This is a genomic window from Kribbella sp. NBC_00709 (assembly GCF_036226565.1).
Taxonomy (GTDB): Bacteria; Actinomycetota; Actinomycetes; order Propionibacteriales; family Kribbellaceae; genus Kribbella.
Window position 1 is genome coordinate 5,831,993 of the sequence record NZ_CP108996.1, and the last position, 24,514, is coordinate 5,856,506.

Annotated in this window: 21 protein-coding genes and 1 riboswitch; of the genes, 16 read left to right on the forward strand and 5 right to left on the reverse strand. The window is 67.8% G+C overall.

The window, feature by feature from the left end:
• The first annotated feature begins 7 nt into the window (after positions 1-7).
• The 3 genes from OHA18_RS28765 (at position 8) to OHA18_RS28775 (ending at position 3,120) form a co-directional block, all read left to right on the forward strand.
• Positions 8-880, forward strand: coding sequence for a hypothetical protein (locus tag OHA18_RS28765; RefSeq protein ID WP_328998442.1), 873 nt, complete (start codon positions 8-10; stop codon positions 878-880).
• A gap of 22 nt (positions 881-902) precedes the next feature.
• On the forward strand, positions 903-2,048 hold the full coding sequence (locus OHA18_RS28770) for a hypothetical protein (protein WP_328998443.1): 1,146 nt from the start codon (positions 903-905) through the stop codon (positions 2,046-2,048).
• 121 nt (positions 2,049-2,169) lie between these two features.
• Positions 2,170-3,120: a hypothetical protein gene (locus OHA18_RS28775; RefSeq protein ID WP_328998444.1), complete on the forward strand. Its 951-nt coding sequence runs from the start codon at positions 2,170-2,172 to the stop codon at positions 3,118-3,120.
• 239 nt (positions 3,121-3,359) lie between these two features.
• Here OHA18_RS28775 and OHA18_RS28780 read toward each other — a convergent pair whose 3' ends face one another.
• The gene (locus tag OHA18_RS28780) at positions 3,360-3,959 is read right to left on the reverse strand and encodes an RBBP9/YdeN family alpha/beta hydrolase (RefSeq protein WP_328998445.1); all 600 of its coding nucleotides are present in this window, start codon (positions 3,957-3,959) and stop codon (positions 3,360-3,362) included.
• An 82-nt stretch (positions 3,960-4,041) separates the two neighbouring features.
• Between OHA18_RS28780 and OHA18_RS28785 the strand changes: the two genes are divergently transcribed.
• From OHA18_RS28785 to OHA18_RS28820, 8 genes are all read left to right on the forward strand, one after another.
• The gene (locus OHA18_RS28785; protein WP_328998446.1) at positions 4,042-4,497 is read left to right on the forward strand and encodes an Lrp/AsnC family transcriptional regulator; all 456 of its coding nucleotides are present in this window, start codon (positions 4,042-4,044) and stop codon (positions 4,495-4,497) included.
• Between the two features lie 132 nt (positions 4,498-4,629).
• A complete protein-coding gene (locus OHA18_RS28790; protein WP_328998447.1) occupies positions 4,630-6,099 on the forward strand; it encodes a M4 family metallopeptidase in 1,470 nt (489 codons plus the stop codon).
• A gap of 37 nt (positions 6,100-6,136) precedes the next feature.
• Entirely contained in the window at positions 6,137-7,066 is a 930-nt protein-coding gene (locus OHA18_RS28795; protein ID WP_328998448.1) for an oxidoreductase, read from the forward strand.
• Positions 7,067-7,123: 57 nt separating this feature from the next.
• Positions 7,124-8,710 carry an alpha/beta fold hydrolase gene (locus OHA18_RS28800; RefSeq protein WP_328998449.1) on the forward strand — a complete coding sequence of 529 codons (1,587 nt, stop codon included), beginning with the start codon at positions 7,124-7,126 and terminating at the stop codon, positions 8,708-8,710.
• Complete coding sequence (locus OHA18_RS28805; protein ID WP_328998450.1) at positions 8,707-9,792, forward strand: lactonase family protein; 1,086 nt, start codon at positions 8,707-8,709, stop codon at positions 9,790-9,792. The genes OHA18_RS28800 and OHA18_RS28805 overlap by 4 nt, the downstream gene beginning before the upstream one ends.
• A gap of 79 nt (positions 9,793-9,871) precedes the next feature.
• Complete coding sequence (locus tag OHA18_RS28810) at positions 9,872-12,328, forward strand: LamG-like jellyroll fold domain-containing protein (protein WP_328998451.1); 2,457 nt, start codon at positions 9,872-9,874, stop codon at positions 12,326-12,328.
• Positions 12,329-12,396: 68 nt separating this feature from the next.
• Positions 12,397-13,197 (forward strand): aldo/keto reductase, encoded by an 801-nt coding sequence (locus tag OHA18_RS28815; protein ID WP_328998452.1) that lies wholly within the window; start codon positions 12,397-12,399, stop codon positions 13,195-13,197.
• 4 nt (positions 13,198-13,201) lie between these two features.
• A riboswitch (guanidine-III (ykkC-III) riboswitch) is annotated at positions 13,202-13,266 on the forward strand.
• A 25-nt stretch (positions 13,267-13,291) separates the two neighbouring features.
• The gene (locus tag OHA18_RS28820; protein ID WP_328998453.1) at positions 13,292-13,540 is read left to right on the forward strand and encodes a CBU_0592 family membrane protein; all 249 of its coding nucleotides are present in this window, start codon (positions 13,292-13,294) and stop codon (positions 13,538-13,540) included.
• On the opposite strand, the gene OHA18_RS28825 is transcribed toward OHA18_RS28820, so the two are convergent.
• Positions 13,537-14,394: a hypothetical protein gene (locus OHA18_RS28825; protein WP_328998454.1), complete on the reverse strand. Its 858-nt coding sequence runs from the start codon at positions 14,392-14,394 to the stop codon at positions 13,537-13,539. The two genes, OHA18_RS28820 and OHA18_RS28825, sit on opposite strands and share 4 nt — an antisense overlap.
• 206 nt (positions 14,395-14,600) lie before the next feature.
• Between OHA18_RS28825 and OHA18_RS28830 the strand changes: the two genes are divergently transcribed.
• Genes OHA18_RS28830 through OHA18_RS28840 form a run of 3 tightly spaced genes read left to right on the forward strand, consistent with a single transcriptional unit; the run spans position 14,601 to position 17,603 of the window.
• A complete protein-coding gene (locus tag OHA18_RS28830; protein WP_328998455.1) occupies positions 14,601-15,635 on the forward strand; it encodes an AAA family ATPase in 1,035 nt (344 codons plus the stop codon).
• A 52-nt stretch (positions 15,636-15,687) separates the two neighbouring features.
• Entirely contained in the window at positions 15,688-16,650 is a 963-nt protein-coding gene (locus OHA18_RS28835; protein WP_328998456.1) for a DUF58 domain-containing protein, read from the forward strand.
• A complete protein-coding gene (locus tag OHA18_RS28840) occupies positions 16,650-17,603 on the forward strand; it encodes a VWA domain-containing protein (RefSeq protein ID WP_328998457.1) in 954 nt (317 codons plus the stop codon). Before OHA18_RS28835 ends, OHA18_RS28840 begins: the two co-directional genes overlap by 1 nt.
• A 3-nt stretch (positions 17,604-17,606) precedes the next feature.
• Here OHA18_RS28840 and OHA18_RS28845 read toward each other — a convergent pair whose 3' ends face one another.
• Positions 17,607-20,702 (reverse strand): glycoside hydrolase family 9 protein, encoded by a 3,096-nt coding sequence (locus OHA18_RS28845; protein WP_328998458.1) that lies wholly within the window; start codon positions 20,700-20,702, stop codon positions 17,607-17,609.
• Positions 20,703-20,803: 101 nt separating this feature from the next.
• Between OHA18_RS28845 and OHA18_RS28850 the strand changes: the two genes are divergently transcribed.
• Entirely contained in the window at positions 20,804-21,814 is a 1,011-nt protein-coding gene (locus tag OHA18_RS28850; protein WP_328998459.1) for a LacI family DNA-binding transcriptional regulator, read from the forward strand.
• 184 nt (positions 21,815-21,998) lie between these two features.
• On the forward strand, positions 21,999-22,496 hold the full coding sequence (locus OHA18_RS28855) for a DUF3145 domain-containing protein (RefSeq protein WP_130446981.1): 498 nt from the start codon (positions 21,999-22,001) through the stop codon (positions 22,494-22,496).
• Here OHA18_RS28855 and OHA18_RS28860 read toward each other — a convergent pair.
• Both OHA18_RS28860 and OHA18_RS28865 read right to left on the reverse strand, forming a co-directional pair.
• Positions 22,493-23,056 (reverse strand): hypothetical protein, encoded by a 564-nt coding sequence (locus OHA18_RS28860; protein WP_328998460.1) that lies wholly within the window; start codon positions 23,054-23,056, stop codon positions 22,493-22,495. The two genes, OHA18_RS28855 and OHA18_RS28860, sit on opposite strands and share 4 nt — an antisense overlap.
• 20 nt (positions 23,057-23,076) lie before the next feature.
• Positions 23,077-24,501: a carboxyl transferase domain-containing protein gene (locus OHA18_RS28865; RefSeq protein ID WP_328998461.1), complete on the reverse strand. Its 1,425-nt coding sequence runs from the start codon at positions 24,499-24,501 to the stop codon at positions 23,077-23,079.
• Positions 24,502-24,514 lie beyond the last annotated feature (13 nt).

A 24,514-nucleotide genomic window follows, 5' to 3' on the forward strand; every position in this document is an offset into this window, starting at 1 on the left:
CGGTGCGATGAAGAGGGACAGCGACGCGTCGCGACGCGATGGCGATGACGGATCCGACCGGGCTCGACCGGATCGACCGGCGAACTGGCACGACATGGTTCGGACGGACTACGACTATCCCGACGAGATGGACGACCTGAGCCGCAGGGAACGGCGTCGAGCGAAACGGACATGGCGTCGCGATGATCAAGCGGAGCGTGTTGCTTGGTTGCGTCAGCAACGACAGGCTGAGCCGACAAGCCCGGTCACGGTCATCGTGGCTGTTGTGATTCTCGCGATTGTCGTGCTCGGTCTCGGCGGAGGTCTGCCGCGGCTGCTTCGGGGAGATGAACCCTCTCACAGCAGTGATGTGGGCGTATTGAATCCGTCGCAGTCGCCAGACGAGGCGCAGTCGCCGGCTGCTCCGCAATCAACGATGACCCCATCGGCCCCGGCCACTCTGCAGAACTCCACTCCGCCGATCCTCACCGCGCGTCCATCGGCGGCCGCGACAACCGCTGCGACGAACACCGTCAACGCCTGGGCCCGAGTCTTCTACACGCGTGATCCCTCCGCCGAGACCTACACGGATCTCATCGACAAGACCGCGCCATACATCACGACCGAGCTTGGCGACAGCTTGGAGACCCAGGGTGATTCGACGTACGACGCGCTCAAGTCAGATGGCGGAAAATCCAGCGTGGCCAATGTGAAGGTCGAGATGCCGAGGCCTGATACAGCGCCAGTCGATACGCCGACGCGCATGAGTCGCCTCGTCTCGATCACGATCGACGTCACGGGTAAGCGAGCGAATCAGATGGTGCTGCCTTTGCTGGTCACTCTCGTGCCGGAGGGAACCGGTTGGGTCGTCAGCGATCTGAACGGTGGAACCGGACCGTGAGCGAACGGGGAAATTGATGTTCATGGATCGCGGTTCGGAAGGCATGTTCGGTGCCTCCGCAGGCAAGCTCCTCGGTCTGAAGGCTCTGGGAGCCTTGCTGGTAGTCGGATTCCTCGGACTCATCCTGATTATCCCGTTCGGCGCCGGAGGCGATCAGTTCCTCGCCAGTTGCCCTCCAGGAGGTGGGACGCAGGCCGATGACCCGCCCGCAGATGCACCCACTCGAGCGAGGCAAGTTGCCTTCGCGAAGATCATCGACAGCGTCGCCGTTGCACGCGGACTTCCTGGGCGGGCAACACTGGTCGCTTTGATGACCGCGCTCCAGGAATCGGGCCTCGAGAACATCGACTACGGGGATCGAGACTCGGTCGGGCTGTTTCAGCAGCGTCCCTCCGCGGGTTGGGGCACTGTCGAGGAGATCATGGATCCAACGTACGCAACCGAAGCCTTCTTCGGCGGAGCGAATCCTCCAAGTCCTCCGGGCCTGGTGGATATTGACGGCTGGCCGTCGATGTCCTTCACAGAGGCAGCCCAGGCGGTGCAGGTCTCGGCCTTTCCCGATGCTTACGCACGTCATGAACACACTGCACGTCAGATTGCTGCTGAGGCAGATATTGACCTGGAGCGTTCCGGCGATCCGTACGCCGGGCGTGCTGGAGCGAAACCATCCGGTGGTGGTTCTGCGCCACCGTCGGCCAGTCTTGATTCGTGTAATGACGGCGGCGGGCTGATCGCTGGTCGTCCCGTCAATGGTGTCTGGCCCCCGCAAACTGCGAGCGTGACGGATCCAACGGGTACCGGTGGGCTCGTCACCCAGCGCACGGCAGCCTGGGTGGCTCAGGCCCGCGCAGCGTTGGCCAATCCGCCGATGAGTTGCTGGGATGCGCACGCCTGGAATCCAACCAGCGACCATCCGAAGGGCAAAGCTTGCGACGTCTTCGTCGGCGCTGACTCACGGCGATCCGCGCCCGCGAGAGTGAAGGGCGATCGCATCGCGAACTGGGCGATTCAGACGGCGGGGACTACCGGCGTGCACTATGTCATCTGGTACGGAAAGATTTGGAGCGCCCGCACCGGACAGTGGAAGCCCTACAACGGCGGCGGTGTCTACGACCCGAGCGACGCGACGGGCGGCCACTACGATCACGTTCACGTGTCCCTCTACTGAATCCCGACTATCGAGGCGGTACATGAACAACTCGCATGACCCGGTGGATCGTCCTGACGATGACTCACGGGAGTATGGTTCGCGAGATTCGGGACCGAACACACCGGGCGCGGACAACTCCGTGCCCGAGGTGCCGTTTCCTGGCGGTCAGCAGCAGAACCAGCAGCATGCGATCGGCGGCGCATCTGGCCGGACGTCAGGTAGCGCCGGGGTGCGAGCGGCAGAAGGTATCGCCATGTTGCTCTGGGCCGCGGCGAGCTTCGTCATCATTCTCTGGACGTCGGGGGCATTCGACTGGAACACGTTGGTCGTCATGGTTGTCTGGGTTCTGACCGGACTGATCGTGGTCTGGCCCGGCTCGGACGGACTGATAGCGCGCTACCTCCTCGGCCTTCGACGTCCAACGATGGTGGAGAACCAGCGCCTCGCTCCGTCCTGGTACGCCGCGGCGGACAGAGCAGGGGTCGACCCGAACAGGTACACGGTGTGGATCGAAGGAGGCGAGATTCCCACCGGTTCGTCGCCCGGCGGGAACACGGTTTCGGTCACGAGTTGGGCGCTCTATACGTTGCCTCCCAGCCACTTGGAAGCCGCCCTTGCCCATGACCTCTCCGTGCATCGTCACGGTCCCATACTGGTGAGCCGGCTTTTGCACTGGTACTCGGTACCGGCGCGAATTATTGGATTTCTGATCTGGCAACTGCTCAAACTCAGCCGGACGATCCCGGCTGTTGGGTGCACGATCATCGGCTTCCTGCTAATCGCGTACTTTGGGCTGATTCTGGCCTCGCTGGTCTTTTACGACAGCCTGGCAGTACCGCTGGGGTTCCTCGCGCCGTTGTTCTCTCCCTTGCTGTTCATCGGCGCAAACAAGTTCGCGGAGCGGATGGCAGACCATGCGACGGCGGATCTCGGGTATGGCCGCAAGCTGCTCGAGATTCTCTACGGCTGGCAAGCCCAGCATGAGGGCGGGCAACGTCGTGGCGGATTCGCCCAGCCGGATTGGCTTGCCGGCCAGCCGTCGGTGGCGGAACGCATCCGTGCCTTAGAGGTGTATCTCCAGCGCCGCTGAGTGTCTTCGTGGTTGACGATTCGCCTAAGAGACGAAGGTGACTATGGGCGTCGCCGCCGGAGCGGCGAAGGCTAGAAGGCGTTGGGCCTCGGCCTTCGATGGGCTGGTGGGCGCTCCGTGGGAGTTTGGTGAAGGCGTTGTATCTAGGGCGGCTTGGCGTGGCTCGGTTCTGAGCCTGCAGGCTCAGCTTTGCCGTGGCGAGGTCCTCTCCGGGGCTCGAGCGCTAGGAGAGGTAGTGGTCAGGGCTTGTCGGCTTTCGGGGTGGTGCCGGCTAGGAAGGCGGTGAGGAGGTGTTGGCCTTGGGGCCATTGGCCTAGGTTGCTGTCGGAGTTGATGTGGCCGAGGTTGTCCAGGGGGATTAGTGGGGTTGCCCAGGTCTTGGCGAGGTGGGTTGCGGCCTCGATGGTGCAGTACGGGTCGTTGGTGCTGGCGATCAGGACGGAAGGGATGGTCAGCGCGACGGCGGGGAGGGACGCGAAGGTCGGTAGGCGGTCGACGGGGAAGGTGGGCGCCTCGGGGTCGGGAGGGCCGACCAGGAACGCGCCACGAATGCGGGCGGCCGCGGGCGACTCCGCGGGCGACGCCACCGGCGACAGCGTGGGCGAGTGCGCGAGCCAGTGGGTGAGGGCGTGGCAGCCGAGGCTGTGGGTGATGAAGGTGATGTCGCCGGTCGTGCTGTTGACGGCTCGGGTGATTGCGGCTGACCAGTCGGTGAGGTCGGGGGCGGACCAGGACGATGGCTCGATCCGTACGGCGGGGGCTAGCCACTCGTGCTCCCAGCGCGACTGCCAGTGGTGTGCGTCGGAGCCGTCGAGGCCGGGGATGATGATGAAGGTCATGAACTCTCCTGTAAGGGTTGAGGTCTGTCATCATGAAGGAGTCATCGCCGCACGGCGGGCCCTGCTGATGAAATGAAGGTCGATGAGCGAGGCAACGACTGGTTCATTGGATGCCATCGATCGGGAGATCCTGGCGATCCTGCAGACCGACGGCAGGCTGAGCGGGGCCGATATCGGCCGCAAGGTGAACCTGTCGCAGCCCGCGGTGTCGGCGCGGATCCAGCGGCTGGAACGGTCCGGCGTGATCACCGGGTACCGCGCCGTCGTCGACCCGGCGCGGGTCGGGCTGAACATCCACGCCGTCGTACGGGTCCGGACCACGCACGCCCGGATCCCCGACGCGCTCGAGTTGTTCGCGTCGCTGCTCGAGGTCGTCGCGACGTACCGGCTGACCGGTGAGGACTGCTTCCTGCTCGATGTGCATACGCAGGACGCGGGCAGGCTCGAGCAGGTGGTCGATGCGATCGGCCGGCTGGGGCCGGTGAGCACGTCGCTGGTACTGCGTGAATACCCGGCGAAGCCGCTCGCGGCCGGGTAACAGGATTTCCCTTGCCGCCGCGAAAACCGCAGAATCCCGCGGAGTTCCGCTTCCCAGCGGGCGGTACGCCGAACTAGGGTTCGACGGATCGTAGTGGTTGCGTTACGCAACAGGAACGTGGGAGGGAAGCGAATGTCGAAAAGCCGTAAGGCACTTGTGGCCGCCACCGCAGGACTGGCCACCGTCGCGCTCGGGTTGTCGTTCACCAGCGCCGCGGGGGCCGCGCCCGAGGCAGCGGCCGCCAATCCGAACGGGCTCAAGCTGATCAAGACGAAAACCTCGCTGCTCGGCAAGCACTACTGGTACCAGCAGACCTTCAAAGGGCTGCCGGTCGTCGACGGGTACTACGCCAAGCACGTGGCGAAGGACGGCGCGGTGCAGATCGCCGACGGGCGGGACGCCGTACCGGCGGACCTGGACGTCAGCGCGAAGGTCGCGCCCGCGTCCGCGACGCAGTCCGCGAACGCAACCGTCACTGCGCAGGCAAACCGGTCGCGGATGGCGGGGCCGAACAAGACCTTCGTCAAGCAGCCGGAAGCGACCAGCGGCGCCGCGCAGCTCGCGGTGGTCGGTGGACCGGACGCCCGCCTGGTCTGGAACGTCACCAGCCGGTCGACCGAAGGCGTCAGCCAGTCGCTCGTCGACGCGAAGACCGGCAGTGTGGTCGAGTCGAAGGTGATCAGCGACAACGTCGACGGCCGTGGCTCGGTCTTCGACCCGAACCCGGTGGTCAGCACGAAGAACGAGAAGCTGACCGACATGAACGACAAGAACCAGGATGCGTTGTTCCTGGCGCAGAAGAACGTGGTCCTGCGCAACCTGGACGGTTCCGGGAAGCTCAACGGCGCCTTCGTCAACATCAAGGAAGGCAACGGCGGGGTAGCGCAGAACAAGAACAACACGTTCGTCTACCAGCGCGCGAACAACAAGTTCGAACAGGTGATGGTGTACTACCACATCAACCAGGCGCAGGAGTACATCCAGTCGCTCGGGTTCAAGGACGCGAACAACGAGTCCCAGGACTTCTCGGTCGACACGATCCGCGACGACAACTCGTTCTACGACCCGTCCACGGACATGATCACCACCGGCGACGGTGGCGTCGATGACGCCGAGGACGCCGAGGTGATCTGGCACGAGTACGGTCACGCGATCCAGGACGACATCGTCCCGGACTTCGGTGAGTCCGAGCAGGGCGGCGCGATCGGTGAGGGCTTCGGCGACTACTGGGCCGTCACCATGTCGGTCCCGGTCAGCAAGGGCTTCAACCTGCCGTGCGTGATGGACTGGGACGCCACGTCGTACACGACCGACGAGCCGCACTGCCTGCGTCGTACCGACACCGGCAAGACCACCGACGACATCGACGGTGAGGTGCACGACGACGGTGAGATCTGGTCGAACGCGCTGTGGGACATCCACCAGGCGCTCGGCCGGACCAAGGCGAACAAGCTGATCCTCGAGGCGACGTACTTCTACGACCCCGACACCTCGTTCGAGGCCGCGGCCCAGGACACCGTCCAGGCTGCCCGGCTGCTGTACGGCAAGGCCGCCGCGAAAACGGTGACCGACGCCTTCAAGGCACGGAAGATCCTGTCGTAGCAATTCCAGGTCGTGCGCCCACGACTACTGTGGGCGCATGACCTGGCGCACTGCGGACATCCCCGATCTGACCGGACAAGTGGCGCTCGTGACGGGCGCTACCAGTGGACTCGGGTACGAGACCGCGCTGGAGCTGCTCAAGCACGGTGCGGACGTGTTGGTCGCGGCGCGTAATCCGGAGAAGGCCGCGAAGGCTGCGGAGACGTTGACGCAGCAGGTCGGGAGAGCGCCCACCGTTCTCGAACTGGATCTCGCCGATCTGGCGAGTGTCGAGAAGGCGGCCGACGAGGTCCTCACGACGTACGACCGGCTCGATCTGCTGATCAACAACGCCGGCGTGATGGCGCCGCCGTACCGGCAGACCGTCGACGGATTCGAGCTGCAGCTCGGCACCAATCATCTCGGTCACTTCGCCCTGACCGGCCGGCTGTTGCCGTTGCTGCTCAGCGGCAGCCGCGTGGTGACGGTCAGCTCGTTCATGCACAAGACCGTGAGTGGCATCAGCGAGCAGGATCTCCGGCGGCCGGCGAGCAGCTACCGGAAGTGGGAGTCGTACGGGAAGTCGAAGCTCGCCAACCTGCTCTTCATGCTCGAGCTCGACCGCCGGGCGCGTGCTGCCGGCGCCGACCTGCTGAGCGTTGGCGCGCACCCCGGGTACGCCGCCACGCATCTCCAGGCCGCTGGTCCGGAGCTGGCCGGTCGCCCCCGTCAGGCGCAGCTCTGGGCCGCCGCGACTCGCCTTGTCGCGCAGTCCGCCGCGGCCGGCGCGTGGCCGAGTCTGTACGCGGCGACGTACCCCGACCTGCGCCCCGGATCGTTCGTCGGTCCGGGCTTCCTCGAGTACCGCGGTGCGCCGAAGGTCGTACTGCCGACGCGGACCGCGCAGGACGCGGAGCTGGCCGAGCGGCTCTGGGCGTGGTCCGTCGAGGCAACCAGGGTCGATCCGGCACTCACCGTGCCAAGGTAGTGACACAGCGGCAACTTTCTGGTTACCCTCCGGTAATTCCCAATGCCGGAGGCACCCGTGCGCAGAATCGCAGCCGCCCTCGCTGTCGCCCTGATGGTCGCTCTGTCCCTGGTCGCGGTCGGCCCGCGCGCGGACGCCAGCCAGACCGGGCCCGGCTTCAGTACGGCGTACCAGCGCATTCCCGGCGTCGGTGGCACCGAGATCGGTGCGGTCGTGCTCACGCCGACCGGGCAGGGTGACGGTCCGTTCCCGCTCGTGGTGATGCCGTCGAGCTGGGGCGTGCCGAACGTGGAGTACGTTGGTCAGGGGACGAAGCTGGCCACGGCCGGCTTCCAGGTCATCTCGTACTCGAGTCGCGGGTTCTGGGATTCCGCCGGTGGGATCGACATCGCCGGCCCGCCGACCGTCGCCGATGTCAGCAAGGTGATCGACTGGGCCGGCCGGCACACTCCGGCGGACACCAGCCGGGTCGCCGCGGTCGGGATCTCGTACGGCGCCGGTACGTCGCTGCTCGCCGCCGCGAAGGATCCGCGGATCAAGGCGGTCGGTGCGCTCAGCGGATGGGCCGACCTGATCCGCTCGCTCGACCCGAACGACACGGTTGCGCTCCAGTCCGTCGCCGGTCTGCTTGCCCTAGGCAACATCACCGGGCGGCCCGGTCCGGAGATGGCCTCGCTGCAGACGAAGTTCGTCACCGGTGACTTCGACGGAGCGATCGCGGAGGCCGGGCAGTTGTCGCCGGTGCGGTCCGCGGCGACGATGGTCGACCAGATCAACGCGAACAAGCCGGCCGTGTTCCTGGCGAACGCGTTCGAGGATTCGATCTTCCCGCCCTCGCAGTACACCGACTTCTTCACCAGCCTGACCGGGCCGAAGCGGCTGCTGCTCGCGCACGGTGATCACGCGACGCCCGAGGTGACCGGGGCGGTCGGTCTACCGAACGAGACGTGGGACGAGCTCGTCGGCTGGTTGCGGCATTACCTCACCGGCGCGGACAACGGTGCCGATACAGAGCCGCCGGTGCAGTTGAGGTCGCAGCGTGGGGTGTGGCGTGGGTATGCCGATTGGGCGTCGGTCGCGCAGGCGCGTACGTCGTACCTCACGAAGGCCGGCGGGCTTCAGGGCAGTGCCGCGACCGGATGGAGCCGGTCGATCGGCGCTGGGATACCAACGGTCGCGGATAGTGGGGTGGCCCTCGTATCTGGTGCGCTGCAAGGGTTGTTGTCGATTCCGGTCGGAGTGGCGACGCCGCTGGTGGACAGGTCGTTCGCCGGGGTTTGGTCCGGGCCGACGTTCGCTAGCGGGGCAGTCGTCAATGGATCGCCGAGGTTGCACGTGACCGTGAAGCCGTCGGTGGCGAGTACTTCGCTGTTCGCCTACCTGTACGACGTCGATGCGCTCGGGGTTGGATCCTTGATCTCGCACAAGCCGTACACGTTGCGCGGCGCGACCCCGGGGAAGGCGGTGCCGCTCGACATCAGGCTGGAGGCGACGAGCTGGGACGTGCCGGCCGGGCATCATCTTGTGCTTGTCGTGGATACGGTCGATCCGCGGTATCTCGGGCGGAGCGTGATCGGTTCGACGGTCACGTTCAGTTCGCCCGCGGATGACCCGTCGTGGGTCAGCGTTCCGGTGGCGGCGTGAGCGTCAGCCGCCGAGGTTTCCTCGGCTTCAGCGCGGCCGCGCTTGCTCCCTTCCACCAGGCCGCGAACCGGGAAGCACCAGAACCCGGGGCGCCGCAGCCGCAACCGCAACCGCAGGCCAGTGAGGTCGCGAGGGACGGCAACGACAGCACCCTGTACCTCGGGACGTACGGCGACGGCATCGGCATCGCGACGTACGACGCGGACGGGAAGATCACCGCGACCGGCAGCATTGCTGGTATACCAAACGCGTCCTTCGTGATCCGGTCCGGAAACTTCCTGTACGCCGTGAACGAGCAGGATGCCGGCGCCGTCACCGCGATCGACATCTCGGGCACCCCGCGACTGCTGAATCGTCAACCCAACAAGGGATCCGGGCCCTGCCACCTCGCCAAGGTCGGCGACCATCTGCTCAGTGCCAACTACGGATCCGGCGACATCGCGGTCCATCCGATCGCTGCGGATGGGAGCCTTGGGCAACAAACGGATCTGGTAAAGCACGAGGATTCCGCGCCGCACGCCCATCAGGTGGTGCAAGCGGGCGAGTACGTACTGGCGGTCGATCTGGGCACCGACTCGATCTACACCTACACGCTTGCCGACGGGAAGCTCGCGCTTCAGCACCAGGCGAAGGTCAAGACCGGTGCGGGCCCGCGACATTTGGTTTTCCATCCGTCCGGCAAGTACGCCTACGTGGCCGACGAGCTCGACAGCACCGTCACGATCTGCGGGTACGACGCCGGCGTACTGACCGTGCTGGAGTCGATCCCGGTGGCCGAGGGGGAGAACTACCCGGGTGAGGTGGTGATCTCCGCCGACGGACGGTTCGTCTACGTCACCAACCGCGGGCACAACAGCGTGGCGGTCTACAGCACCGACGGGCCGCACCTGGAGCTGGTTGGTATACCAAACTGCGGCGGGGACTGGCCCCGGCACTGCGTGTTCGACCCGACCGGCCGCCTGTTGTTCGTCGCGAATCAGAAGTCGAACAACATCACCACGTTTTTGGTAGACCGAACCACCGGCGGCCTGACCCGGACCGCCGACTTCAGCACCCCGACCCCGGTCTGCGTCAATGTTTGATCGTGCGCGAGCTCTTGCGTTCTTGTGGTGACAGCGCTGTCATGGGACTGCCTTTCTCCGCCCCGAAAGGACAGTCCCCATGGTCAAGCCGTTCGCAGCTGCGCTCGTCCTCCTCGCGACAACCCTCGTGCCGACCGCCCAAGCAACACCCGACTGGCACATCGGCACCCCACCACTCACGACTCCCTGGACGGACGACGTCTCCCCGACGAACGCCCTTCCGGAGTACCCGCGCCCCCAACTGACCCGCCCCGAGTGGCGCAACCTCAACGGCCTGTGGGAGTGGGCGCCGGCCGCGATGGGTGAGCATCCGCCGACGGGCCGCACGCTCGACGAGAAGGTCCTGGTCCCGTACCCGATCGAGTCCGCGCTCTCCGGTCTGCAGAAGCACGAGGACCGGATGTGGTACCGCCGTACGTTCACTGTCCCCGGCAACTGGAAGGGCAAGCGGCTCCTGCTGCACTTCGGCGCCGTCGACTACGACGCCAAGGTCTGGGTCAACGGCCGGCAGGTCGCCACGCACCGCGGCGGGTACGACGGCTTCGACGTCGACGTCACCGCTGCGCTGCACGCCAAGGGTCCGCAAGAGCTGATCGTCTGGGCCGAGGACCTCACCGACGAGACATACCAGCCGATCGGCAAGCAGCGCGAGGTCGGCGATCACGGGATCTTCTATCAGGGCAGTTCCGGCATCTGGCGGACCGTCTGGATGGAGCCGGTGAACGCCGCGTCCATCGACCGTCTCCAACTCACGCCCGACCTGCCGAACCAGACCTTGAAGGTCACCGCCCAGACGTCAGGCTCCGCGGGCCTCGACGTCGAGGTGACGGCGTACGACGGCCACAACGTCGCCGGGCAGGTGCGCGGCAAGGCCGGCGCCGAACTCCGGCTACCGATCCGGAATCCCAGAACCTGGTCGCCCGACCACCCGTTCCTCTACGACCTCAAGGTCCGGCTGATCGATCGCGGCACAACGGTAGACCAGATCGGTTCGTACGCCGGGATGCGATCGGTCGGCCTGAAGAAAGGTGCCGACGGCAAGCTCCGGATGGCGCTGAACGGCAAGATCCTGTTCAACCTGTCGACGCTCGACCAGGGCTTCTGGCCGGACGGACTCAACACCGCGCCGACCGACGCGGCGCTCAGGTTCGACCTCGAACAGCACAAGCGGCTCGGGTTCAACACCGTTCGCAAACACATCAAGGTCGAACCGGATCGCTGGTACTACTGGGCCGACAAGCTGGGCCTGATGGTCTGGCAGGACATGCCGGCGACGAAGACCGACGCGATGCCCGAGCCCTGGCGGACCCAGTTCCAGTCCGAGTTGCACGAGCTGGTCGACGAGCACAAGAGCTTCACCTCCATCACCGTCTGGGTCCCGTTCAACGAGGGCTGGGGTGAGTGGGACCAGGCCGCGACCGGCCGGATCGCCGACGATGTGAAGGCGCAGGACCCGTCCCGGCTGGTCAATGCGCACAGCGGCGTCAACTGCTGCAACTCGCACGGCGACTCCGGGCGTGGCGACCTGATCGACAACCACGCCTACCTCGGCCCGGCAACAACGGCGCCGACGGAAACCCGAGCGGCCGTCGACGGCGAGCACGGCGGATTCGGGCTGAAGGTGCCCGACCACATGTGGTTCGGCGACGGATCGGCGTACGAGATGGAGCCTGACTCGGCGACGCTCACCCGGCGGTACGTCGAGAACCAGACCGACGTACTGCGATCCGCCAACCAGTGCGGGATCAGTGGCTCGGTCTATACCCAGATCACCGATGTCGAAGGCGAGCTGAACGGCTTCTACACCTACGACCGGCGAGTACCGAAGATGGACTTCGCCCAGGTGCGGACGATCAACCGGCAGATCATCGCCGGCGCGGACGGCACCGGCGCTGGTATACCGAGCCCCGGACCAGGCACACCCGGTGCCGACGGCATCCACTTCTATCCACTCGACGGAACCACACAAGATGCTGTGGGCAACAACGATGCGACACTCCAAGGTGGTGCAACCTTTGCCCCAGGCAAGAACGGTGAAGCGGTCGCGCTCAACGGCTCCGGCCAGTACGTCGACACCGGCGCCGCGCTGCTCGACACCGCCAAGAACTACTCGGCCGGCGCATGGGTGAAGCTGAACAAGGCGGACGGTGCGTTCCAGACGTTCGTCAGCCAGGACGGCGACCGGGACAGCGCGTTCTTCCTGCAGTACTCCGGCCAGGACCAACGGTTCGCGATGAGCTTCCCGGGGATCCGGGCCCTGTCGCCGACGAAGCCCAACCCGGGGCAGTGGTACCACGTCACCGGCGTCCGCGATGTCGTGCAGGGCGAGCTGAAGCTCTACGTCGACGGGGACCTCGTCGCCACCAAGAGCGCGTGCGCCCTCGACTCCAGCTCGACCGGCAACACGGTCATCGGCCGGGCGAAGTTCGGCGGCAACCAGGTCGACTTCCTGGACGGCACCATCGACCAGGTCCACCTGTACGACCGAGCACTGACCGACGCGGAAGTGCGCACCCTCTACGAATCGGGGCGCTGAGCGTTCGGGATGCGAAGTCATCGCGCAACCCCGATGCTGGTAGGTACCGACCAGGGGAGGTGAGCGCGATGGCCGCACCCAGCCAGGTGCTCGCGCCCCGTTCGACGATCCGGTTCCGGCCTCCGCGGTTCGGGCTCGGCGGTTCGCATCTCGGCGAGCCGCCCGGCCCGGACGGCGACTCCGACGCGATTGCCACCGTCGACGCGGCGTACCAGGCCGGCATCCGGTTCTTCGACACCTCACCGGCATACGGCGACTCGGAACGACGACTCGGTACGGCGCTGCAAAAGCGCCCCCGTGGTGAGTTTCTGGTGTCGACGAAGGTGATCGGAGACGACCCGAAGGCCTCGGTCGACCAGAGCCGCGCCGACCTGGGGCTCGCCGTCGACCTGGTGTTCGCGCAGGACGAGTCGGCGTACCCGGTCCTCGATCGGCTGCGGCGCGACGGGACGATCAAGGCGGTCGGCGCCGTTTCGGACGACTGGCAGGAGCTCGACCGGTTGGTGCGGGACGTCGAGCTCGACTGCGTGCTCCTGACCGCGCAGTACTCGCTGCTCGACCGCGCCGCCGGACCGCTGCTGGATCGTTGCCTTACCCGCGGAGTGTCCGTGGTCGTGTCCGGCGTCCTTACACCGCAGGTGCTGCAGGCGGACACCGTTCAGGCGCGCCGGATCTCGGCGGTCTGCGAGCGGTACGGCGTTTCGCTGCCGCAGGCCGCACTGGCCTTTCCCAGCAGGCACTCCGCGGTCACGTCCGTGCTGATCACGGCGTCGTCACCGGCCGAGATCCGGGCGGACGCGGCGCTGGTGCGTCAGCCCGTGCCGGAGCGGCTGTGGCGGGATCCGGAGTTGCTGCGCTTGCTATCGTGAAGGGGCAGGAGTTCGCAACGGGCTCCCCGGACGAGCAGCGCCGTACCCGGTCGGACAAGACGGCGACTTACCCTTCACGGAGGGGGTCGTCCTCATGCATGTACTCGACGTACTCGAGATCGTTGGTGCGGTCATCATTCTGGTCGCGTTCGCCGCTGCGCAGGCGGGCCGGTTGCGCCAGCGCACCTTCGCCTACCAGCTGCTGAACCTGGTCGGCTCCGGAGTCCTCGCCGCCATCGCCGCGATCCAGCTGTCCTGGGGCTTCCTGCTCCTGGAAGGCAGCTGGGCTGTCATCAGCCTGATCGGCCTGCTGACACTGACCCGCAAGCAGCAGACCGACTAGAACTTGTCGCCCGGGTCCGTCGCGGTCGGGATGGAACCCGACGGGAGCGTGGTGGGGATGTCCGTCGGGACCGGGCTCGGGCTGACCGTGACGGACGGCGACCCTGAGCCGGTGCCGGTGCCCGGCGGCGGCGTGGTCGGGGTGACGGTGACCGTGGCCGTGCTGGTCGGCGTCGGGATGACGGGCTCGGGCTCGAGCGGCTGCGCGTGGCGGAACAGGAGCCACGCCAGGAAGACGGCGAGCGCCATGATCAGGGCCATCGTCAGCAACGCGAACGCGAGCGCCCACCGCGACGCCGGGCGGAGGGCGTTCGGCCAGGGGAGCGGCCAGATCCGGAACAGACCGGGACGCCGGCGACTCTCCCAGTAGTGACGGAACTCCGGCCCGCGCAGCTTGCCGATCTGCGGGATCCGATCCATCAGCACCGCGGACAGGATCTCCTCGCCGCGACGCTCCGCGATCAGCCGCTCGTCGGAGGCCGCGCTCGATCCGTCGTCCTCCCGGATCGGCCCGACCGCGACCCACAGCGCCAGGTCGTCGTCATCGGAGTCGTTGTGCCCGAGCACGGCGTCCTCGGGCAGGTCGTCGACGGCGTTCACGAACCGGTCGCGGGCGGCCGCGTCGTCGGCGGAGCCCTCGGTCATCATCGCGACGACCACGTGCCGGCCGGTCTCGTCGCTGGCCGTGTACAGGTAACCGGCCGCGTTCGCCCCGAGCCGGCCGCGGAGCCAGAACTCGCCGACCCGCGGCGGGTCCTCCGGCTGCAGCGGCAGGGCCGCCGGAATCTCCAGCGCAGGGCGCTCCTCCGGCGCGTCCGCCGGCTGCACCTCGGTCTGGGATTCGGTCGCAGTCATCACCCCAATCCCACCACATCCCTGGTAGCACTGTCGCCACGGCCGCCCGGCGGGCAACAGTCGGCGCGCGCGATTTGGCTCGGCGCGGCAGGATGGGGGAGGACCCGGTGGGCCCTGCGCCCGCTGGCCCCGGCTATCTGATGGAATGGCCGGTGTTGCGAAGTGGGGAATGACATGGTCCGCGCGCGGGCCCCGGAAGGACAGGCATGACCGAAACGACGATGCCCGCAGGAACGGTGGCCCAGCAGTCCCGGCTGATCGGCGAGGCCCTCGGTGAGGTCAAGCGGGTGATCGTCGGCCAGGAGCACATGGTCGAGACCCTGATGGTGTCGCTGCTGGCGAAGGGGCACTGCCTGCTCGAGGGTGTCCCGGGTGTCGCCAAGACGCTGGCCGTCCGCACCTTCGCGAGCGTGGTCGGCGGCACCTTCGCCCGGATCCAGTTCACCCCCGACCTGGTCCCGTCCGACATCGTCGGCACCCGGATCTACCGGCAGACCCGCGAGACCTTCGACATCGAGCTCGGCCCGACGTTCGTGAACTTCGTGCTGGCCGACGAGGTCAACCGCGCCCCGGCGAAGGTGCAGTCGGCGATGCTGGAGCTGATGGCCGAGCGGCAGGTGTCGATCGGCGGCCAGACCTTCCCGATGCCGAAGCCGTTCATCGTGATCGCCACCCAGAACCCGATCGAGTCCGAGGGCGTGTATCCGCTGCCGGAGGCGCAGCGTGACCGGTTCCTGGTCAAGATCGACGTACCGCACCCGCGTGGGCACGAGGAGTTCGAGATCCTCCGCCGGATGAGCGTCGACCCGCCGGAGCCGCGGCCGGTGCTGAAGCCGGAGACGATCCTCGAGCTGCAGCGGTCCGCCGAGCAGGTGTTCGTGCACAACCTGGTCGCGGAGTACGCCGTCCGCCTGGTGATGGCGACCCGGACGCCGACCGACTTCCACCTGCCCGATCTGGAGCCGATCATCGAGCTCGGCGTCAGCCCGCGCGCGACCCTCGGCCTGATCGCGGCCGGCCGGGCGCTGGCGCTGATCCACGGCCGGGACTACCTGCTGCCGAGCGACATCCAGACCGTCGCGCTGGACGTGATGGGCCACCGCCTCGGCCTGACCTTCGACGCGGTCGCGGACAACATCGACCCGCGCGCCGTGATCGAGCGGATCCTGGCCACCGTCCCGCCGCCCCAGCCGGTCTGGCGCGACGGCAACGACGGCACCGGTCGCCCGGAGTTCGTGTAGTGCTCCGGGTCGGGGAGTGCTGATGCCCAATCGTCGAGACCCACGAGTTGCGATGACGATCTCGCAGCTTGCTCCCGAGCGTGCGTTGCGGCGGCTCGAGCTGACCGTCGTACGGCGGTTGGAGGGCTACCTGCACGGAGAACACCTCGGGCTGCTCCCGGGGCCGGGCACCGAGCTGGCCGAGGCCCGTGAGTACCAGGTCGGTGACGACGTCCGCCGGATGGACTGGGCGGTCACCGCGCGGACCACGATCCCGCACGTCCGCGACCTGATCGCGGACCGTGAGCTGGAGACCTGGGCCCTGGTCGACCTGTCCGGCTCGATGGACTTCGGTACGTCGACGCTCGAGAAGCGTGAGCTGGCCGTGGCCGCCGTCGCGACCGTCGGGTTCCTGACCCACCGCCTCGGCGACCGGTTCGGCGGGCTGATGTTGCGCGACTCCGCCCTCAGGCGCTGGCCGGCGCGGTCCGGCCGCCTCGCGCTCTACGGTCTGCTGCGCGCGCTGCTCGCCGAGCAGTACAGCGGCGACGAGGAGGCGCACCGCAGCGACCTGGCCGCGGCGCTGGAGTCGATGGCGCGGACGCAGCGTAAGCGCGGACTGCGCGTGATCGTGTCCGACTTCCTCACCCCGCAGGACGGCGAGGTTGCCAGTCAGATCGAGCCGTCCTGGGAGCGGGCGATGCGCAAGCTGACCGCCCAGCACCAGGTGCTCGCGGTCGAGATCGTGGACCCGCGCGAGCTCGAGCTGCCGAACATCGGCGTGGTCACGATCGGTGACCCCGAGACCGGTGAGGTGCGCGAGATCGACACCCGCCGGCGCAAGGTCCGGGAGGCGTTCGCGGTGGCGGCTCTGGCTCAACGGGAACGAACCCGGGCCGCCCTGCGTAGGGTAGGTGCGGGGCATCTTGTGCTGCGGACCGACCGGGACTGGGTCGCCGACACCGTGCGGTTCGTCCTCGCCTACCGGCATGTGGCGTCCCGCCTGCACCAACCGCCGAAGGGAGTGGCTCGCTGATGGAGTTCCTGTCTCCGGCCAGATTGTGGTTCCTGCTGCTCATCCCGCTGATCGTCGCGGGGTACATCTTCCTCCAGCACCGTCGCTCGCAGTACGCGTTGCGCTTCACGAACATCGCCCTGCTGGACCGGGTCGCGCCGCGGCGGCCGCAGTGGCGCCGGCACCTGGCCGTCGGGCTGGCGCTGCTCGCGGCGATGGCCTGCATCATGGCGTTCGCGCAGCCGAAGGCCAAGGTGAAGGTCCCCCGGGAGCGGGCCACGATCGTGGTCGCGATCGACGTCTCGCTGTCGATGATGGCGACCGACATCGAGCCCAACCGGCTGGAGGCGGCGAAGGAGTCGGCGAAGGAATTCGTCAACAACCTGCCCGCCAAGTTCAACGTCGCCCTGGTGAACTTCGCCGGTACGGCGTCCATCATCGTGCCGCCGACCACGGACCGGGCCACAGTCAACCGGTCGATCGACGGACTCGAGCTGGCCGAGTCGACCGCGACCGGCGAGGGCATCTTCACGTCGCTGCAGGCGCTGACCCAGGTTCCGCCGGATCCCGCGCACCCGAACGACCCGGCCCCGGCCCGGATCGTGATGCTGTCGGACGGCAAGCGGACGGTCGGCCGGACCGCGCAGGAAGGCGCGCAGGCGGCGAAGGCGAAGAACACCCCGGTCTACACGATCTGCTTCGGCACCGACTCGGGCTTCATCGAGATGGACGGCATCCGCCAGCGGGTCCCACCGGACCGCACCGAGCTGCGCAGCATCGCCGAGATCACCGGCGGCAAGGCGTACACCGCGGAGTCCGCCGGCGAGCTCAAGGACGTGTACAAGGACATCGGCTCCTCGGTCGGGTACGACGAGGTCGACAAGGAGATCACCGCGCGGTACGCCGGCATCGCCATGCTTTTCACCCTGGCAGCCGCCGGCGCCTGCATCGCCCTCGCCTCCCGCTTCCCGTAAGCATCAGGTCCCGTTGATCAGGCGGGTCGCCAGGTCCGGGCTGAACTGACCGGCCGGGACGGTCGGTGCGATACCGCACTGACCGTCCGAGTCGCCCGGGACCTTGACCCAGAGCAGCAGCTCCGCGCCGCCACCGAGCTGACTCGGTACGCCGAGTTTGCGGCCGGCCGGGTTGCACCACTCGCCGTTCGAGCCATTGGCGTTGCGGCTGGTGTCGACGACGAACGGCTTGGGCGCCGGCATGTTCGCGCGGACGCCGTTCGCGTAAGTCACCGACGCGGCCGTGGTGTAGTAGTTCGACACGTTGACCACGAACCCGTGCGCCGCATCCACCCCGGCGCCGGCCAGCCGCGGCGCCATCGTTGCCGCTGGCACCCATCCGGCGTTGCCGGCGTCCAGGTACGCCCAGGTGTTCGGCGCCCGGTCGCGGAACTGCTGCAGCGCGAAGCTGAGCATGTCGTTCCGCTCCGCGATCTGCGCGTCGGTCATGCAGTTGAAGTCGCCCAAGGCGTCCGGCTCCACGATCACGATCGCGGGACGGCTGCGGATCGAGTCCGCGAACGCGGAGATCCAGTCCCGGTACGCCGCCGGCGATCCCGCCCCGCCGCCCGAATGACCACCGCACGCGTCCCGTCCCGGCAGGTTGTACGCGACCAGGATCGGCAGTTTGGCCGCGTTGTCGGCGGCGCCTACGAAGCCGCCGACCATCGCCCCGATCGTGGTGCCCGCGGGCGGGTTGGCGAACCACTTGGCCATCGGCTTGGCGGCGATGTTGCTCTGGATGCTGCCTGCCCTCGAGTCGCTCGAGTGGTCACGCACCCAGGTCGCCGGGTTCGAGTTCGGATCGACGTAGAAACCGCTGGTGAGGTCGATCGGGCTGCTCAGAAGCTTCGCGGCCGGCGCCCGAGTGTCGGCGTACGCAGACAGCCAGGCCAGGGCCGAGTTCCAGTTGATCGCGACCTCGTTCGTCGAGTACGAACCGATCTCGTCGATGTAGCACTTCGCCGGAGCGCAGCCCGGGAGATTGCGCTGGGCAACGGGATCCTGCAGGTGCGAGTTCGGTCCGCCGGCCAGGGATCCGGGGTACGGCGAGGGCAGCGCCGGGTTCAGTGAGTGCGCCCAGAATCGGTGGTGCTGGTTGTGGCTCGCGCGCTCGCCGTACCCGGTCACAAAGGACTGGTTGATCGCGTTCCGTCCGAGCAGGTAGTCCAACGACTCCAGGGCAGCCGATCGATAGGCGGCCCGGCCGGTGAGGTCGCCCGCGATCGCGAGGATCATCGCGTCGTTCGCCGTACCGGAGTTGGAGCCCCAGACATACTGGCCGTCGGCCGGCTTGTACGGGTTCGCGTACCCCTGCGACCAGAGGTCGGCGAGGTAGGTGTCGGCGGCGGCGGCGATCCGCCGGCTCAGCTTCCGCTGGTCGGCGGCCGGCAGTCGCCATGGCACCCGGGCGAGCGCGAGGTCGGCGAGCCCGCCGGTCTCCTGCCACGAGAACCCGTCGGCGGCCTTCAGAGTCGTCGTGATGAAGTGCCTGTACGACGCCTTGCCGGTCGTCGCGAACAACTCGGCCGCGGCCCACGAGAACTCGTCCGTGACCTTCGTGTCGTCGTACGCGCCGCCGCCCTCACCACCTGCGGGCGCGTAGATCGCCGGGTGCTGACGGGCCGCGTTCCAGGCCGTCTGCGCGGCGGACAGACAGCGTGCGGCGAACCGCTTGTCCCACTTCGCATAGACGCGGGCGCAGCGGGCACCGACGGCCGCGAGGTTCAGCGTCGCCGCGGTCGACGGCGGGTAGAGGTACCGCGGCTGCGGGTCGTCGGCGGGCGGCGTCCCCAGTGCGGTCCACTTCTCGTCGTGGATCTTGTGGTGGACCATCCCGGCGAGCGGCTGCCCGGCCGGTACCTGCATACGCAGCAGGAAGTCGAGCTCCCATTTCGCCTCGCCCAGAACGTCCGGCGTGCGATTGCCCGCCTCGGGGATCTTCAACGCGACGCCGGGGCCGGTCTCCTCGTACAGATCGAGGAGCTGCCACGCCGCGAGCGCGCCGTTGACGACGTACTTGCCCTGGTCGCCGGCGTCGTACCAGCCGCCGCGGACGTCGAGGCTGTAGTCGCACGTGCCGGGGTAGCAGGGGACTGAAGTGTCGCTCTGGTTCGGGGCGACGCCGAGATGGCCGGCGGGGCGCGCGTACGTCTCGCCGACGTACTTCGCCTCGATCGGGATGCCGCTGCGGTTGTTGTAGAAGTACGCGAGCGCGTCCCGCCGGAGGCCGGAGTACACATGGCTGCCGATGTCGAACGGCTCGCTGACATCGTTGCCGACGGCAAGCCGGAAGCCGCTGCCGGTGCCGCGGTACGCGCCGAAGTCGATCAGCTGCACGGCGTCGCCGGACAGCGTGTCCGTGCCGTACGGTTCGGTACGCCCGCTCACGACGACCTGGTTGCTCGCAGCAAGCAATCGCCAGTCGAGCGGTGTGGTCGCGGTGGTGACGTAGGTGGCCCGCTTCGGCCCGTCGGCGAGGTACCCGACCTGGTTGACGCGGACCGGCGAGCCGAAGTCACGGACCCCACCAGGTGGCACGATCCCGCCGACGACGGAAATGTTGTCCAGGCACAGTGTGTACGGCTCGGTCGCGCCGCCGGCCTGGAACGAGACCTGCCCGTGCGTGTCGGTGACCGGCGAGGTGCCGGTGACCGTGACCGTCTGGCTGGTCGTCGTGGCGTTGACGGCCTGGTTGAGTACGGTCGCGTGCGGCGCGGCCGCCTGTTGAAGGACAGCGCGGAACTGGACCGGCCGACTGGCCGACGCGTCGAACCGCAACGTGTACGGCTGCCCCTGCTCGAGCGGGAGATCGTCCTGACCGATCATCGAGTCCCAGACGTTGACCGTGCCGGCCGGGATCTGGGCGCACAGCCGGCCGTCGGCGACCGCGGCCGGAGTGTTCCCGCTCGACCACCACGGCTCCTTCTCGGTGTCGAACGTCCCGTTCAGCACCCGTTCGTACGGCGGATCAGCCGCGACGGCAGGCTTGACGACGCCGAACGGAAGAACGGCGACGGCGAGCGCGAGAATCAGGGCGCGCTGTCGGGCAGTAGGCATAGGACGGCCTCCATCACGCGTTGGGAGCGCTTCCAGTTTTCCCGCATACTGCCCAGCCATTTACACTGTGTCAAGAGGCTGGGAGCGCTACCATTACTGCTGTGTCCGACGTCCGTAAACGGCAAGTGACGCTCGACGAAGTCGCCGAGCGGGCCGGTGTGTCCCGGTCGGCCGCGTCCCGGGTGCTCAACAACGCCCCGCACGTCAGCAAGGCGAAGCGGGAGGCGGTCCAGCGCGCCGTCGCCGACCTCGGGTACGTGCCGAACGCGTCGGCCCGCGCGCTCGCGACCCAGCAGGTCGGCACCGTCGTACTCGCGATCTCCAGCGACAACCCGGAGGTGTTCGCGGATCCGTTCTTCGCCGAGGTCGTGGTCGGGATCAGTTCGGTGCTGGAGGAGACCGAGCTCGAGCTGGTGCTGATGATGGCGACCTCGACCCGCGGTCAGACCCGGCTAGAGCGGCTGCTGCGGACCCGGCAGACCGACGGCGTGATGCTGATGTCGATGCATGGTGACGATCCGCTGGCCCGCCTCGCCGAACAGTCCGACGTACCGGTCGTCTTCGGCGGCGCACCGGTCGCCTTCGAGCCGCAGTACTACGTCGACGCGGACAACCGTGGTGGCGCCAGGCTGGCCACCGAGCATCTGATTGCTACCGGTCGGCGGCGGATCGCGACGATCACCGGGCGGATGGACGAGGGCGCCGGTGTTGCCAGGTACAAGGGCTATCAGGAGGCGCTCGCGGTCGCCGGGCTGGATGCGAGCCGCGTCGTCCACGGCGACTTCTCCGAGGAGGGCGGGATGCGCGCGATGCATGAGCTGCTCGCGCAACATCCGAATCTGGATGCGGTCTTCGTCGCCTCCGATCAGATGGCGATCGGTGCGCTCCGGGTGCTCACGGACGCCGGCCGCGTGGTTCCCGAGGACGTCGCGATCGTCGGCTTCAACGACGTCTCCGCCGCCCGCCACACCACCCCGCCGCTGACCACCATCAGCCAGCCGATCCAATCCCTCGGTCGGGAGCTCGCCCGCATGCTCCTGGCAACGATCGCGGGGGAGACCCCGACCCCCCTGATCCTGCCGACCCGCCTGGTCCACCGCTCGTCGACGTGAATCGCGACACGACGGTGATGTAGTTGACACGGCGAGGCTGCTGGTGTTGGAGGGGGTCGTGGTGCAAGATGTACGAGTGTTCGGCGGGGTGTCTCATGATGCCTCGATGAACAGGTACCGCCAGGATTGACAGTAAGTGTTCGAGAACGCTGGGGAAGGCGCCCCTCGAGCACAGGAGGTCCCGGTGGCGACGACTCGTGGCGTTCTGTACGTCCACACGGTGCCGTCAGCGTTGTGCCCTCATGTTGAGTGGGCCGCGGGCGGCATCCTTGGCGTGCCCGTAAAACTGGATTGGACACCGCAGCCGGCGGCCCAGGGCACGTACCGGGCCGAGCTGTCCTGGCAGGCCGAGGCCGGCACCGCGGCCAAGCTGGCATCCGCCCTGCGCGGCTGGCAGAAGCTGCGGTTCGAGGTCACCGAGGAGCCGAGCAACGGCGTCGAGGGCGAGCGGTACTCGTTCACGCCCGAGCTCGGGGTCTTCCACGCGACCACCGGCGTCCACGGCGACATCATGGTGCCGGAGGAGCGGCTGAAGGCGGCCATGCTGAAGGCGGCCAGCGGCGAAGCCGACCTGACCGAGGAGGTCGAACGCTTGCTCGGCCGCCCGTGGGACGACGAGCTGGAGCCCTTCCGGTACGCCGGCGACGGTGCCCCGGTCCGCTGGCTGCATCAGGTTGTCTAAGGGGATCCTGAGAACTTCAGAAGAAAGCGGTGAAGGGCGGAGCTTTCCCCGAACTTTTCGATGAGACTGAGCATCAGACGTTCTACAAGGGTGGGAGGGGCCGTGGCCGCTGGGCCACCGGGTGTCGGGACACCCCCGGTGGTTGTTAACAACAGCGGCCGCACCACGTGAAGGGCACGGATCTCCGGATCCGTGCCCTTCCAGCCGTTTACAGGGGTTGTGTCATCCGGCCGCGAAGAACCGTCAGGAGCTCCAGCACCTCGTGCCACTGGGCCTGCCAGACCGAGTCGAACGGTTCGCTCGGTTGCATGATCCGGCGACTGGTCGACTTCAGCGATGGCAGCCCATCGCATCCCGCCATCGACGTCGGCTGCCAGCAGTGCGGCGATTCCCCGTGCCTCGGCGAGCCGGAACCGGTACAGGTTGACCGCGTCGTCCGCGTAGCCGGCGAGTCCGGCCGCGCGGAACGCCGTACGGATGGACGTCGTGCGGTCGAACAGCGGAGTGCCGAGCAGATAGCAGGCCAGGATGCTGCAGTGCCTCACGACGGTCGCGATCACCGAGAGCTCGCGACGGGTTGTTACAGCGGGATGTTGCCGTGGTGGCCGCGGATGGGGCCTCCTGCTTCGGCCTTGGCCAGGGCGGTGGCGAGGGCCGATCGTGTGCGGGTGGGCTCGACGACCTCGTCGACGACGCCGATCTCGCGGGCGCGGTCGATGCCGCCGGCAATCTTCTCGTGTTCGGCGGCCAGTTCGGCCTCGACCTGCGGGCGGAGTTCGGGGTCGACCTCGGCCAGCCTGCGGCGGTGCAGCACGCGGACGGCCGCGACCGCGCCCATCACGGCCACCTCGGCCCGCGGCCAGGCGAAGACCCGGGTCGCGCCGAGCGAGCGCGCGTTCATCGCGATGTACGCCCCGCCGTACGTCTTGCGCGTCACCAGCGTGACCCGCGGTACGACGGCTTCCGCGAACGCGTGCAGCAGCTTCGCGCCCCGTCGTACCACGCCGTCCCACTCCTGACCGACACCCGGCAGATACCCCGGTACGTCGACCAGCACCACCAGCGGTACGCCGAAGGCATCGCACATCCGGACGAACCGGGATGCCTTCTCTGCCGACAGTGCGTCCAGGCAACCACCGAGGCGGAGCGGGTTGTTCGCGATCACGCCGATCGTGCGACCACCGAGCCGGCCGAGCGTCGTCACGATGTTCGGCGCCCATCGCAGGTGCAGTTCGACCGAGGAGTCCTCGTCGAGCACCCCTCCGACCAGCGGATGGACGTCGTACGCACGCTTGGCCGACTCCGGCAGGAACCCGGACAGATCGGTGTCCGGGATGTCGGTGGACATCGAGCCCTGGTTCGCGAGCAGATCCGTCAACCGGCGGGCCTGCTCGAGCGCGGCCGCCTCGGAGTCCGTGGTGATGTGGACGACGCCGGACCGCCGTCCGTGCGGCTCGGGGCCGCCGAGCCGGAGCATGTCGACGTCTTCGCCGGTGACCGAGCGGACCACGTCCGGACCGGTCACGAAGATCCGGCCCTCGGGACCGAGGATGACGATGTCGGTCAGCGCCGGACCGTACGCCGCGCCGCCCGCCGCCGGGCCGAGGACCACGGAGATCTGCGGGATCTTCCCGGATGCCTGCGTCATCGCGTAGAAGATCTTGCCGACCGCGTGCAGGCTCAGCACGCCTTCGGCCAGCCGCGCGCCGCCGGAGTGCCACAGGCCGATGATCGGCACCTGCTCCTCGCGGGCGACCTCGTACGCCTTGACCACCACGTCGCAACCGACGTCGCCCATCGCGCCGCCCATCACGGTGGCGTCGGAGCAGAATGCGACGACCTTCGCCCCGGCGATCCGCCCACGGGCCGCGATCATCCCCGACAGGTCGTCGGGGGTGATCAGCTCCAGGCTGCCCGGGTCGAGCAGGTTGGTCAGCCGGCTGACCGGATTACGCGGGTCCAGCTCACGGGGGAGTTTCGCCGGTTTCGCCGGAGCGATGGTCATCGTGCCTCCAGGG

Bases quoted from the DNA above. Each gene is read 5' to 3' on its own strand.
- OHA18_RS28795 (WP_328998448.1), top strand. From the start codon at position 6,137: ATGACCTGGCGCACTGCGGACATCCCCGATCTGACCGGACAAGTGGCG.
- OHA18_RS28770 (WP_328998443.1), top strand. From the start codon at position 903: ATGGATCGCGGTTCGGAAGGCATGTTCGGTGCCTCCGCAGGCAAGCTC.
- OHA18_RS28865 (WP_328998461.1), bottom strand. From the start codon at position 24,501: ATGACCATCGCTCCGGCGAAACCGGCGAAACTCCCCCGTGAGCTGGAC.
- OHA18_RS28835 (WP_328998456.1), top strand. From the start codon at position 15,688: ATGACGATCTCGCAGCTTGCTCCCGAGCGTGCGTTGCGGCGGCTCGAG.
- OHA18_RS28825 (WP_328998454.1), bottom strand. From the start codon at position 14,394: ATGACTGCGACCGAATCCCAGACCGAGGTGCAGCCGGCGGACGCGCCG.
- OHA18_RS28810 (WP_328998451.1), top strand. From the start codon at position 9,872: ATGGTCAAGCCGTTCGCAGCTGCGCTCGTCCTCCTCGCGACAACCCTC.
- OHA18_RS28765 (WP_328998442.1), top strand. From the start codon at position 8: ATGAAGAGGGACAGCGACGCGTCGCGACGCGATGGCGATGACGGATCC.
- OHA18_RS28845 (WP_328998458.1), bottom strand. From the start codon at position 20,702: ATGCCTACTGCCCGACAGCGCGCCCTGATTCTCGCGCTCGCCGTCGCC.
- OHA18_RS28780 (WP_328998445.1), bottom strand. From the start codon at position 3,959: ATGACCTTCATCATCATCCCCGGCCTCGACGGCTCCGACGCACACCAC.
- OHA18_RS28785 (WP_328998446.1), top strand. From the start codon at position 4,042: ATGAGCGAGGCAACGACTGGTTCATTGGATGCCATCGATCGGGAGATC.
- OHA18_RS28840 (WP_328998457.1), top strand. From the start codon at position 16,650: ATGGAGTTCCTGTCTCCGGCCAGATTGTGGTTCCTGCTGCTCATCCCG.
- OHA18_RS28830 (WP_328998455.1), top strand. From the start codon at position 14,601: ATGACCGAAACGACGATGCCCGCAGGAACGGTGGCCCAGCAGTCCCGG.
- OHA18_RS28790 (WP_328998447.1), top strand. From the start codon at position 4,630: ATGTCGAAAAGCCGTAAGGCACTTGTGGCCGCCACCGCAGGACTGGCC.
- OHA18_RS28815 (WP_328998452.1), top strand. From the start codon at position 12,397: ATGGCCGCACCCAGCCAGGTGCTCGCGCCCCGTTCGACGATCCGGTTC.
- OHA18_RS28820 (WP_328998453.1), top strand. From the start codon at position 13,292: ATGCATGTACTCGACGTACTCGAGATCGTTGGTGCGGTCATCATTCTG.